Origin of the sequence: Variovorax sp. (assembly GCF_965279555.1) — a bacterium.
Lineage (GTDB): Bacteria > Pseudomonadota > Gammaproteobacteria > Burkholderiales > Burkholderiaceae_C > Variovorax.
Map to the genome: position 1 here is coordinate 1,361,106 of NZ_OZ257247.1, position 12,732 is coordinate 1,373,837.

General features: G+C 69.3%; 7 protein-coding genes. 6 read left to right on the plus strand and 1 reads right to left on the minus strand.

All coding sequences use genetic code 11. From position 1 onward, the window contains the following. The first annotated feature begins 29 nt into the window (after window positions 1-29). Window positions 30-6,848, plus strand: a complete 6,819-nt coding sequence (locus ACQY8B_RS06660) for an autotransporter-associated beta strand repeat-containing protein (RefSeq protein WP_422085970.1) — start codon at window positions 30-32, stop codon at window positions 6,846-6,848. Window positions 6,849-6,879: 31 nt separating this feature from the next. Here the strand turns inward: ACQY8B_RS06660 and ACQY8B_RS06665 are convergent, their stop codons facing one another. Then, complete coding sequence (locus ACQY8B_RS06665) at window positions 6,880-7,914, minus strand: AraC family transcriptional regulator (RefSeq protein ID WP_422085971.1); 1,035 nt, start codon at window positions 7,912-7,914, stop codon at window positions 6,880-6,882. Between the two features lie 141 nt (window positions 7,915-8,055). On the opposite strand from ACQY8B_RS06665, the gene ACQY8B_RS06670 reads away from it, so the two are divergent. Genes ACQY8B_RS06670 through ACQY8B_RS06690 form a run of 5 tightly spaced genes read left to right on the plus strand, consistent with a single transcriptional unit; the run spans window position 8,056 to window position 12,587 of the window. Next, entirely contained in the window at window positions 8,056-9,615 is a 1,560-nt protein-coding gene (locus ACQY8B_RS06670; protein WP_422085972.1) for an acyl-CoA synthetase, read from the plus strand. Window positions 9,616-9,660: 45 nt separating this feature from the next. Continuing rightward, entirely contained in the window at window positions 9,661-10,845 is a 1,185-nt protein-coding gene (locus ACQY8B_RS06675) for a lipid-transfer protein (protein WP_422085973.1), read from the plus strand. Between the two features lie 11 nt (window positions 10,846-10,856). Further along, a complete protein-coding gene (locus ACQY8B_RS06680; RefSeq protein ID WP_422085974.1) occupies window positions 10,857-11,297 on the plus strand; it encodes a MaoC family dehydratase N-terminal domain-containing protein in 441 nt (146 codons plus the stop codon). 14 nt (window positions 11,298-11,311) lie between these two features. Next, window positions 11,312-11,731, plus strand: a complete 420-nt coding sequence (locus tag ACQY8B_RS06685) for a MaoC family dehydratase (RefSeq protein WP_422085975.1) — start codon at window positions 11,312-11,314, stop codon at window positions 11,729-11,731. 25 nt (window positions 11,732-11,756) lie between these two features. Next, on the plus strand, window positions 11,757-12,587 hold the full coding sequence (locus tag ACQY8B_RS06690; RefSeq protein ID WP_422085976.1) for an SDR family NAD(P)-dependent oxidoreductase: 831 nt from the start codon (window positions 11,757-11,759) through the stop codon (window positions 12,585-12,587). Window positions 12,588-12,732 lie beyond the last annotated feature (145 nt).

A 12,732-nucleotide genomic window follows, 5' to 3' on the forward strand; every position in this document is an offset into this window, starting at 1 on the left:
TCGCAACCCTTTTCAAAGGCTATAGAACAATGAACAAAGCTCATCGCAGCATCTGGAACTCCGCGCTTGGCGCCTGGGTGGCCGTTTCGGAGAACACCCATGCCCGGGGCAAGAAGAGCCAACGTGCGGTGGCGCTGGCGGCGGGCGCGGCATCTCTGCTGATGCTGGCGGGGCCGTCGTTCGCAGGGGGTGATGGCGGTGGCGGGGGCTTCCTTGGCAACGGCATTTATGGCACGGGGCAAACGGCGGGCAGCAGCACGACCGGGGCGGGCGGCAGCGGCGGGCGGGGCGATCAGTCCGCCGCGGGCGCCGTCGGCGGCGCCCTCGGCGCCAATGGAGCGAATGGCACCGCGGCGGCGAGCGGCTCTACCCCGGACCGGCTCGACGGCAGCGGCGGCGGCGGTGGTGGTTCCAACCGGACCGGCTCCACTCCTGTCACCACCACGATCAAGGCCGGCAGCGGTGGCAACGGCGGGACCGGCGGCTACAACCGCTCGAACCCGGGCGGTGCCGGCGGCGGCGGGGGTGGCGGCAGCGTGCTCGCCACCCAGCAGTCGTTCGAGGTCAAGGCGACGGGGTCGCTCGTCGGCGGCAATGGTGGCAACGGCGGCGGCGTGGTCGCGAACACCTCGTCGCTGACCGGTGCCGGCGGCGGCGGCGGCGCGGGCGTGCTGGTCGTACCCACGAGCGGCGTGACGATCACCAACGCCGGCACCATCGCGGGCGGAAACGGCGGCACGGGCCTGGCGACCCGGGGAACCTACCCGAGCACCAACGCGACGGTCTACGGTGGCGCAGGCGGCAATGGCGAAGGCGGCGCGCTGGGCGGCACGCAACCGGGCGCGTATGCGCAGGGCGGGGCGGGCATCGTCGGCAGCAATCTCACCATCGTCAACAGCGGCACCATCTCAGGCGGCCTGGCGGGCGACGGGGTGACGCGTGCCAATTCGATCCAGATGGGCGGCAGCAACAATTCGCTCACCCTCAAGGCCGGCTCGGTGCTCAACGGCGGCGTGGTCGCCCAGGGCACCGGCAACAAGCTGTTCCTGGAAGGCACGAACACCGAGAGCGACGCGTTCCAGGGCTTCTCGAGCATCAATGCCGCCAGCGGCAGCAAGTGGACGCTGACGGGCAAGTTCCAGCCCACGGGCAACCTCGCGGTCAATGTCGACGGCACCGGCGCGACGCCCGCGCAACTGGCGCTGAACGGCGTCATCTCCGGCGCCGGCAGCCTCACGGCCGACGGCGGCGGCACGCTGGCGCTGGGCGCCACCAACACCTACGCCGGCGGCACCACCATCAGGAACGGCACCACGGTGCAGATCGGCACGGCCGGCGCACTGGGCTCCGGCACGGTCACGCTCGACGGCGGCAAGCTCGCCGCCACGTCGAGCCTCACCCTGGCCAACAGCCTGGCATTCGCGGCCGGCCAGCGCAGCACCGTTGCCGCCGCCACCGGCAAGACGCTCGACATCGACGGCAGCCTGGCCTTGAACGGCAGTGCAACCGCCGTCTTCGGCAGCACGACCGAAAACGGCACCGTCCGCCTGGACAGCGGCACCACCATCGTCTCCGGCAGTGCCGCGGTCGTCGTGGCCGGCGGCACGCTGCAGGTGGCGGACGCCTCCCGCGCCGCGGCGATCTTCCCCAACGTTGCTTCCACCACGGTGAACACCGGGGCCACGCTCGACCTGAACGGCTACAGCGTCACCATCGGCAACCTGCAGGGCGCCGGAACGCTGAAGACCAGGACCGGCAACTTCCCCGCGCAGACCACCACGGTGCAGTCCGGCAACTTCGCGGGCTCTATCACCGGCACCGGCCAGCTCGTGAAGACGACGGCAGGCACCCTGGTGCTGACCGGCGCCAACAGCTACAGCGGCAACACCACCATCAGCGGCGGGACGCTGCAACTGGGCGACGGCGGCACCACCGGCAGCATCGACAACGGCAACATCACCAACAACGCGTCGCTCGTGTTCAACCGCTCCAATGCGATGAACTTCACGCGCGCCATCAGCGGCAGCGGCAGCGTGACCCAGAGCGGCACGGGCACGCTCACGCTCTCTGGCGCCAACACATATGCCGGCGGCACCAGGGTCAACAGCGGCACGCTGCAGGTTGCGGCGGCCAGCGCACTCGGCAACGGCGGCCTGACGATGGCCGGCGGCAAGCTGGCCGCGACGTCGACCATGACCTTCTCCAACGGCGTGAGCTTCGCGGCCGGAACGGCCGGCACCATCGCCGCGGCCACCAACCGCACGCTGACGCTGGGCGGCGCGCTCAACCTGGGGGCGAACGCCACCGCCACGTTCGGCAGCGCCACCGAAACGGGTGTCGTCAGCCTTGCCGGCAACAGCGCCACGGTGGACACCACCGCCGCCGTGGTCGTTGCAGGCGGCACATTGCGCGTGGGCAACGGGTCACTGGTGAGCGCAGTCCTCGGCAACATCGCCTCGACCACCGTGAACAGCGGCGCGACGCTCGACCTGAACAGCCAGAACGTCTCCATCCGCAACATCCAGGGCGCCGGCACGCTGCAGACCGGCTCCAAGAGCTCGCAGGCCACCACGCTCGCGGGCGGCCTGTTCGGCGGCGTCATCGCGGGCGCGGGCAAGCTGGTGAAGGGCGGCACCGACACCCTGACGCTGACCGGCACCAACACCTACAGCGGCGGCACCACCATCAGCGCGGGCACGCTGCAGATCGGCAACGGCGGCACCACCGGCAGCATCAGCGGCGACATCGTCGACAACGGCGTGCTGCAGTTCAACCGCTCCGACGACATTGCCTATGCCGGCGGCATCTCCGGCACGGGCAGCCTGACGAAGTCGGGCGCCGGCACGCTCACGCTCACCGGCACCAACGGCTACACGGGCGGCACCACCATCGAGGCGGGAACCCTGCAGGTCGGCAACGGCGGCACCACGGGCAGCATCGCCGGCAACATCACCAACAACGCCGCACTGGTGTTCGACCGCTCCGACAGCCTCACCGTGGCCGGCGACATCGGCGGCACCGGCGGCCTGACGAGCAACGGCAGCGGCACGCTGATCCTCGCGGGCACCAACAGCTACAGCGGCGGCACCGTCATCGGAAAGAGCTCCACGCTGCAGGTGGGCAACGGCGGCGAAAGCGGCACGCTCACGGGTGCGGTCACCGCCAACGGCAACCTGGTCTTCGACCGCTCCGACGACTCGAGCTTCACCGGCACCGTCAGCGGCGCCGGCAGCCTGACCAAGAACGGCGCGGGCGAGCTCGAGATCACGGGCTCCAACAACTACGCCGGCAACACCTGGGTGAACGGGGGCACGCTGCGGGTGAACAACACCAGCGGCAGCGCCACCGGCAGCGGCAACGTGCAGGTCGGCTCCGGCGCCACGCTGGCCGGCGGCGGCACCATCGGCGGCGCGGTCAACGTGGCCAGCGGCGGCTCGCTCGCCCCGGGCAACAGCCTCGGCACCCTGACCACCGGCGACCTGAGCATGGACAAAGGCTCGTTCCTCAACTACCAGCTCGGCGCCGTCGGCGAAGACCCGCTCAACGACCTGATCCAGGTCAACGGCAACCTGGTACTCGGCGGCACGCTGAACGTCACGGAAACGGCCGGCGGCAGCTTCGGGCCCGGCCTGTACCGCCTCGTCAAGTACACCGGCTCGCTGACCGACAACGGCCTGAACATCGGCAACACGCCGGCCGTCGCCGGCGACCTGTACGTGCAGACCAGCGTGGCCAAGGAAGTCAACCTGATCAACAGCACCGGCGTGCAGCTCGGCTTCTGGGACGGCGGCGACACGGTCAACAACGGCAACGTGGGCGGCGGCTCGGGCACCTGGCGCATCGGCAGCCCCGGCAGCCCGAACGACAGCTGGACCAACAGCGAAGGCGGCTACAACGCCACCTGGAAGCCCAACCAGTTCGCCATGTTCGGCGGCACCGCCGGCACCGTCACCGTGGACAACAGCGGCGGCGACATCAGCATCGGCGGCGCGCAATTCTTCTCAGACGGCTACGTGGTGCAGGGCGATGCGCTGACGCTGGGCAACGCGCACACCGTCATCAAGGTGGGCGACGGCACGCGCTCGGGCGCTTCCATGACGGCGACCATCGCCTCGCAGCTCACCGGCGCGGGCGGCCTGACAAAGGACGACTACGGCACGCTGGTGCTGACCGGCGCCAACAACTACACCGGCGGCACCGTCGTGTCTGCCGGCGTGCTGCAGGGCAACACCACCAGCCTGCAGGGCGACATCGTCAACAACGCCAACGTCACCTTCGACCAGTCGACCGGCGGCACTTTCGGCGGCACGATGAGCGGTTCGGGCAGCCTGCGCAAGATCGGCATGGGCGACCTGGCGCTGTCCTCCGCCAACACTTACTCCGGCGGCACCAGCATCGACGGCGGCAGCGTGAGCGCGAACGTCAGCGGCGCGCTGGGCACCGGCCCGGTGAACGTCAATGCAAACGGCTACCTGGCCTTCAACGGCAATGCCGGCGCGGGCGACCTGCGCTTCACCACCGCTGCCGCCAGCCCCGGCGTCAACGGCGGCGGCATCGACTTCAGGGACAGCAGCTCGGCAGAGCGCGCGAGCTTCCTGAACTACAAGGGAGGCAGCGTCACCTTCACCGGCAACTCGACGGCCGCCGATGCCGTGTTCGACAACCGCGGCGGCAGCGTCACGGTGTGGGACCATGCCACCGCGGGCAACGCACGCATCGTCAACTCGGCGGGCGGCTCGACCAACATCTGGGACGACGGCTCGGCGGGCCGGGCGACCATCGTCAACGAGGCGACCGCTTCGCTCGACATCCGCGACCGCGCCACTGCCGCGCAGGCCACGGTGGTCAACAAGGCGGGTGCCGTGGTCAACATCCGCGGCCTCACGACGGCGGGCACCTCCATCGGCTCGCTGGAAGGCGGCGGCCGCGTGCTGCTGGGCAACAAGACGCTGACCACGGGCGGCCTGAACACCAGCACCGAAATCTCGGGCGTGATCTCGGGCGTGGGCGGTTCGCTGGTGAAGGAAGGCACGGGCACGCTCACGCTGTCGGGCGCCAACACCTACACCGGCGGCACCGCGCTGCTCAAGGGGCGCCTGAACCTCGGCAATGCCCAGGCGCTGGGCACCGGCGAACTGGCGATGGACGACGGCACCGAGATCGGCTTCACCGCGCCCGGCATGACCGTCGCCAACGCGATCCGCTTCACCGGCAACAGCGATCCGATCATCGACACGGGCGTCTTCGACGCCGGCCTGAGCGGCGCCATCAGCGGCGCGGGCTTCATCACCAAGATCGGCACCGGCACGCTGACGCTGTCGGGCGCCAACAGCTACACCGGCGCGACCGAGGTGGCGCAGGGCACGCTGCGGGCCGGCGCGGCCAATACATTCAGCGCCGCCTCGGCGCACAGCGTGGCCTCAGGTGCGACGCTGGACCTGGCGGGCTACAGCCAGACCGTGGCTTCGCTGAACAACAGCGGCACCGTGTCGCTGGTGGGCAGCGTGCCCGGCACCACGCTGACGGTGAACGGCGCGTACGTGGGCAACGGTGGCGTGCTGAAGCTTGGCACCACGCTCTACTTCAACGGCCCGCCTTCGGACCGGCTGATCCTCAACGGCCCCAACGCTTCGGCCAGCGGCAACACCACGGTGCAGATCACCAACATCGGCGGCCTGGGCGCGCTGACCAACGGCAACGGCATCGAGGTGATCTCCGCGCAGAACGGTGCGAAGACCACCGCGCAGACCACCAAGGACGCGTTCTCGCTCGCGGGCGGCCACGTGGATGCCGGCGCGTTCGAGTACCGCCTGTATGCCGCCGACGCGCTCGGGCAGGGCGAGAACTGGTATCTGCGCTCGGCGCAGAAGGGCGTGACCTACTACCGCCCCGAGACCTCGCTCTATGCCGCGCTGCCCAACCAGCTGCGCCAGGGCAGCCTCGCGATGCTGGGCGACCTGCGCAAGCGCGTGGGCGACGACGACCCGAAGGGCACCGCAACCACCTCGACCGGCTCCGAGCGCCGCGCCTGGGCCCGTGTGCTGTCCACCGACATCGACATCCAGCAGGGCGGCACCGTCTCTCCCACCAGCAAGGGCCGCCTGAGCGGCTTCCAGGCCGGCACCGACCTGCTCGCCACGCCCAACTGGCGCGCCGGCATCTACGTCGGCCAGCTCGACGGCGATGCGCGTGTCAGCGGCTATGCGAGCGGCGTGAGCAACCTGAGCGTGGGCCGCAACGACCTGCGCAGCCAGTACGTGGGCGTGTACGGCACCTACACCGGCGACAGCGGCTTCTATGCCGATGCCGTGGTGCAGTCGGGCCGCCACCGCTACACGGTCGAGCCGCTGCTGGGCATCGGCGCGGCCGGCAAGGGCAACAGCCTGCTGGGCTCGATCGAGGTGGGCCAGGCCTTCCCGATCGGTGCCAGCGGCTGGACCGTCGAGCCGCAGCTGCAGCTCATTCACCAGCACATGGACCTGAGCAACTCGGCCATCCTGGGCGCTGTGGTCCAGCCCCAGGTCGACAGCGGCTGGCTCGCCCGTGCGGGCGTGCGAGTGAAGGGCGAGATCGATACCGGCATGGGCATGCTGCAGCCGTACGGCCGCGTGAACGTCTACAAGACCTCCCGTGGCACGGACGTGGCGCGCTTCGTCAACGGCACGACCTCGACCGACATCGCGGCACCGATCGGCGGCACCAGCACCGAGCTGGCGGGCGGCTTCACGCTGACACTGAACCAGTCGACAAGCCTTTATGGCGAAGTGGGAAAGCTGTGGTCGTCGGGCGGCGACACCAAGGTCAGGAGCGGCATCAACGGCTCGCTGGGCGTGCGGGTGAAGTGGTAACTGCCGGGGGCTGAACCACGCGGGCCACTCCTTACTCTTCGGAGCCCGCCTCGCGGCGCCGCCGGTACGAACCCGGCGCGCCGCCCGTCCAAGCCTTGAAGGCCCGCTGGAACGCGGCGCTGTCCGCAAAGCCGAGCTCTTCCGCCAGCGCCGCGAGCGGTACGGTGCTGGTATTGAGCCGCACGATGGCAAGGTCGCGCCGCAGCTGGTCCTTCAAAGACTGGAACGAGGTGCCTTCGGTCGCCAGGTGCCGCTGCAGCGTGCTGACCGACATGTGCAGGCTGCTCGCGGCCGTCGCGAGGTCGGCCCAGGTAGGCCGCTTCTGCTGCAGCACCGAGCGCACGCGCGCGCTCACCGCCTGCTCCGCCAGCGGGGGCAAGATCACGTTGGCCGGCGCGGCCGCGAGGAACAGGTTCATGGCCTGCGTGTCGCGATGCACCGGCGTCTGCAGCGCGCCGGCGTCGAACCACACGGCCGTGCAGGGCTGGCCGAACTGCAGCGGCCCAGGGAACACCTTCGCGTAGCCGTCCGCATAGGGCGGCAGCTCGAAGCCGAAATCGAAACGCCGCGCCGCCAGCCGGCCGCCGTGCAGCCAGGCCAGAAGCCGCCAGTACACGCGCAGCATCAGCTCGTGCAGGAAGTTCTGCTGCACCGCAGCGGAATCGTTCAGCCGCAGGCCGAAGCCGGCCAGCGGCCCTTCGTGCAGCAGCACCAGCGTCAGGTCGTCCTGCAGCAGGCCGAAGGTATGTGCCACGCGGCGCAGCGCCACTTCGAAGGTGGGCGCGCCCAGGGTGGCGCGCGTCGTCAGCGCGAAACTGCCGCGCTTCAGGCGGCGCGACAGGAAGCCCAGCGCCTCGTCGTCGAGCCGCTCCATCAGCAGCGTGAACAGCGCCACGTATTGCTCCGCCGTGACGCGCGCGCCCGGCGCGTCGAGCAGCGCCGGCGCGATGCCCGCGTCTTCCAGCGCCGCATCCACGTCGACGGGCGCGGCATGGCCCCGGGCACGGATGCCCGAGAGCATGCCCTGTACGAAGGCGATCGGAATGGTGACTGGCGGTTGCAGCATGGGCGCGTGGCGATCAGGCCCCAAGCATGCCACTGTGTCGATTGACGTTTTCTGCAATGCGATCGAAGCGAAAAGCAATCGCCGGGGCGGGGCCGGTTTCCTACGATGCGGCCACACAAGAAAGAGACGGAGACACTCGCCATGTACCTGACCCAGTCCTTGCACCGCAGCGTGCAGCAGCATCCCGACAAGGTGGCCGTGCGCTTTGCCGGCCGCACCCGCAGCTTCCGCGAGTACGCAGACCGGGTGGCCCGCCTGGCGGGCGCCCTGCAGCGGCTGGGCATGCAGCCTGGCGACCGCGTGGCCATGCTGGCGCTCAACTCCGGGCGCTACCTCGAATACCAGATGGCCGTGCCCTGGGGCGGCGGCGTGCTCAACCCCTGCAACATCCGCTGGTCGGCCGCGGAGATCCTGTATTCGCTGGAAGACTCGGGCTCCACCATCCTGCTGGTCGACGAGACCTTCCGCGCCCTGGTCGAGCAGATGCGCGGCCAGGCCACCAGCCTGCGCGAGGTGATCTACTGCGGCGACGCAGCACAACCCGCCGGCATGCACGGCTACGAGGCGCTGATCGACGCAGCCGCGCCGGTGCCCGACGCCGCGCGCCGCGACGAAGACCTGGCCGGCATCTTCTACACCGGCGGCACCACCGGCTTTCCCAAGGGCGTGATGCTGAGCCACACCAACATCTGCGCCTCGGGCTTCGCGGCGCTCGGCGAAGGCCTGGCGCCGCCCGGCTCCTGCTACCTGCACGCCGCGCCGATGTTCCACTTGGCGGACATGGGGCTGGCCACGCCGCACTGGTTCCAGGGCAGCACGCATGCCATCGTGCCGGCGTTCAGCCCGGATGCCGTGCTCAACGCCATTGCTGCCGATCGTGTCACCCATGCGCTGCTGGTGCCGACGATGATCCAGATGCTGGTCGACCACCCCTCGATGCGCGAGCCGCGCGACCTGAGCAGCCTGAAGTGCATCACCTACGGCGCCTCGCCGATTTCCGAGGCGGTGCTGAACCGCGCGATGGCGGCCTTTCCGGGCGTGGAGTTCGCGCAGGCCTACGGCATGACCGAGCTGTCGCCCATCGCCACCATCAATCCTCCTTGCAACCACACGGCCGAAGGGCGCAAGCGCGGCAAGCTGCGCTCGGCCGGCCGCGCGAGCTACTGCATGGAAGTGCGCATCGTCGACGCCGACGGCGCCGAAGTGCCGCGGGGCACCGTCGGCGAAGTGGCGGTGCGCGGCCCCAACGTGATGCAGGGCTACTGGAACAAGCCAGAGCAGACGGCCGCCGCCGTGCGCGACGGCTGGATGCACACCGGCGACGGCGCCTACATGGACGACGACGGCTACATCTTCGTGGTCGATCGGCTCAAGGACATGATCATCAGCGGCGGAGAGAACGTGTACTCGGCCGAGGTGGAGAACGCCATCAACCAGCATCCGGCCGTGGCCGCCTGCGCGGTCATCGGCATCCCGAGCGAAGAGTGGGGTGAAGCCGTGCATGCGGCGCTGGTGCTCAAGCCGGGCCAGGGCATACGGCCGGAAGAGTTGATCGCCCACTGCAAGACCCTGATCGCCAGCTACAAGTGCCCGCGCAGCGTGGCCGTGCTCGACGCGCTGCCGCTGTCGGGCGCGGGCAAGGTGCTCAAGACCAAGCTGCGCGAACCCTTCTGGCAGGGGCGCCAGCGCGGCGTGGCCTGAACCCGGTCTTCTTCCATTCATTCCATCAATTTCCAGGAGCCTTTCATGAGTCAGGACGTCTATGTAGCCGGGGTCGGCATGATCCCCTTCACCAAGCCCGGCGCGAACCAGCCGTACCCGCAGATGGCCAGCCACGCCGCCAATGCCGCGCTGAAAGACGCCGGCATCGGCTACGAACTGGTGCAGCAGGCCTATGTGGGCTACGTCTACGGCGACTCCACCGCCGGCCAGCGCGCGCTTTACGAGGTGGGCATGACCGGCATTCCGGTCGTCAACGTCAACAACAACTGCTCCACCGGCTCGACCGCGCTGTTCCTGGCGCGCCAGGCGGTGGCCAGCGGCGCCGCCGACTGCGTGCTGGCGCTGGGCTTCGAGCACATGAGCCCCGGCGCGCTGGGCGCGGTGTTCAACGACCGGCCCAGCCCCTTCGATCACTTCGAGAGCATCACCGACGAGCTGGTCGGCAACGAGCAAGTGCCGCTGGCGCTGCGCTACTTCGGCGGCGCCGGGCTCGCGCACATGCAGCAATACGGCACGCAGATGTCCACCTTCGCGAAGATCCGCGCCAAGGCCAGCCGGCATGCGTCGAACAACCCGTTGGCGCTGTTTCGCACCGTCGTCACCGAAGACGAAGTGATGGCCGCACCCGTCATGTGGCCCGGCGTGATGACGCGGCTGATGGCCTGCCCGCCCACCTGCGGCGCGGCGGCGGCCATCGTGTGCTCGGCCCGCTTTGCCGAGCGCCACGGGCTGGACCGCAGCGTGCGCATCAAGGCGCAGGCCATGACCACCGACCGGCCCATCACCTTCGAGAGCCGCGACATGCGCGAGGTGGTCGGCTTCAGCATGGCGCAGGAAGCCGCGCAGAAGGTGTACGACGCGGCCGGCGTCGGCCCGCAGGACGTGGACGTGGTCGAGCTGCACGACTGCTTCGCGCACAACGAACTCATCAGCTACGAGGCGCTGGGCCTGTGCCCGGTGGGCGGCGCGGAGAAGTTCGTGGTCGACGGCGACAACACCTACGGCGGCAAGGTCGTCACCAACCCCTCGGGCGGCCTGCTGTCGAAGGGGCATCCGCTCGGAGCGACCGGGCTGGCGCAATGCACGGAGCTGGTACAGCAGTTGCGCGGCACGGCGGACAAGCGGCAGGTGGAAGGCGCGCGGCTGGCGCTGCAGCACAACCTCGGGCTGGGCGGCGCCTGCGTGGTGACGCTCTACGAGCGCGTTTGAAAGGCCTGGCGATGATCGACAAGAAATGGATCGGCCATGAGCTGCCGCCCTCCGTGCTGCCCATCGAGCGCTCCCGCCTGCAGTTCTTCGCCAAGGCCATCGGCGAGACCGACCCCGTCTACACCGATGCCGCCGCCGCGCGCGATGCCGGCTACCCCGACCTGCCCGCGCCGCCGACCTTCCTGTTCGCGGCCGAGTTGGATTCGGGTGCGTCCGACCGGTTGCTGGCCGACCTGGAGATTCCGCTGTCGAAACTGCTGCACGGCGAGCAGGGCTTCAGCTACCACCGGCCGGCCTGCGTGGGCGACACGGTGACGGTGCGTTCCACCATCACCGACATCTACGACAAGAAGAACGGCGCGCTCGAATTCGTCATCAAGACCTCGCGCGCCACCAACCAGCGCGACGAACTGGTGGCAGAACTGCGCACCGTGATCGTCTGCCGACATTGAAGGAGCCCATGCCCATGGCCGCACCCACCTACGACGCCGTGAACATCGGCGACGAGCTGCCCGCGCTGCAACTGCCGCCGGTGAGCCGGACCACGCTCGCGCTGTTCGCGGGTGCCTCGGGCGACCACAACCCGATTCACATCGACACCGACTTCGCACGCAAGGCCGGCATGCCCGACGTGTTCGCGCAGGGCATGCTGGGCATGGCTTGGCTCGGCCGGTTGATCACTCAGTGGGCGCCGCAATCGCAGCTGCGCCGCTTCGACGTGCGCTTCCAGGGCATCACGCACCTCGGCCATGCGGTGCGATGCAGCGGGCGCGTGGTCGAGAAGCTCGAGCACGACGGCGAGCGCTGCGTGCGCGTCGAGGTGCTCAGCGCCAACCAGTACGGACAGACGCGCATCGCGGGCGAGGCGCTCGTCGCGCTGCGTTGAGATCAACCGAAGAAAGACCAGAGACATGACACCCAAGCTCGGCGGCAAGGTCGCCCTCATCACAGGTTCGGGCCGCGGCATCGGCCGGGCCATTGCGCTCAAGCTCGCATCGGAAGGCGCGCGCATCGTCGTCAACGATCTTGACGAGGCCCCGGCGCAGGAAACCGTGCAGGCCATCCGTGCGGCGGGCGGCGAGGCCGTGGCCTGCGTCGGCAGCGTGTCGGCGCCCGACTTTGCGGAGCGTTTCGTGGGCACGGCGGTGAACGAATACAAGGGCCTGGACATCGTCGTCAACAACGCCGGCTACACCTGGGACAGCGTGGTGCAGAAGATGACCGACGAGCAGTGGTACGCCATGATCGACGTGCACCTGACGGCGCCGTTCCGCATCCTGCGCGCGGCGCAGCCGGTGATCCGCGCGCTGTCGAAGGCCGAGACCGAGGCCGGCCGGCGCGTGGTGCGCAAGGTGGTCAACATCTCGTCGGTGGCGGGGCTGTTCGGCAATGCGGGGCAGGCGAACTATTCGACGGCCAAGGCGGGCATCGTGGGCATGACGCAGACGCTGGCCAAGGAGTGGGGGCGCATGAACGTCACCGTCAATTGCGTGGCCTTCGGTTTCATCCAGACGCGGCTGACCGCCAGCACGGCTGAAGCGACGACTGCGAACATCGAGGGGCGTGAGATCAAGGTGGGCATCAACCCGGGGTTGCTGTCGATGATGGAGCAGTCGATTCCCCTGGGGCGCGGCGGTACGCCTGAAGAGGCTGCGGGGGCCGTGTATCTGCTGTGTGCACCTGAGTCGGACTATGTGAGTGGGCAGACTTTGATGTGTACCGGGGGGCTTACGGGGATTTGATCTTGCCGGCGTTCTTCTTCAGGGCTCGCTCAGAGCACTTGTTGATAGGCTCGCACAAGCGCTGCGTCCATCGTGCACAGGGCACCGGGTGCTCCCCGCAGCGAAATAAAGGAGGAGGCCGAAGGCCGGGGGACATTCGCGGAGG

Excerpts from the sequence above, each read along its gene's own strand:
- ACQY8B_RS06685 (WP_422085975.1), top strand. The coding sequence starts at position 11,312 with ATGGCCGCACCCACCTACGACGCCGTGAACATCGGCGACGAGCTGCCC.
- ACQY8B_RS06670 (WP_422085972.1), top strand. The coding sequence starts at position 8,056 with ATGTACCTGACCCAGTCCTTGCACCGCAGCGTGCAGCAGCATCCCGAC.
- ACQY8B_RS06665 (WP_422085971.1), bottom strand. The coding sequence starts at position 7,914 with ATGCTGCAACCGCCAGTCACCATTCCGATCGCCTTCGTACAGGGCATG.
- ACQY8B_RS06660 (WP_422085970.1), top strand. The coding sequence starts at position 30 with ATGAACAAAGCTCATCGCAGCATCTGGAACTCCGCGCTTGGCGCCTGG.
- ACQY8B_RS06675 (WP_422085973.1), top strand. The coding sequence starts at position 9,661 with ATGAGTCAGGACGTCTATGTAGCCGGGGTCGGCATGATCCCCTTCACC.
- ACQY8B_RS06690 (WP_422085976.1), top strand. The coding sequence starts at position 11,757 with ATGACACCCAAGCTCGGCGGCAAGGTCGCCCTCATCACAGGTTCGGGC.
- ACQY8B_RS06680 (WP_422085974.1), top strand. The coding sequence starts at position 10,857 with ATGATCGACAAGAAATGGATCGGCCATGAGCTGCCGCCCTCCGTGCTG.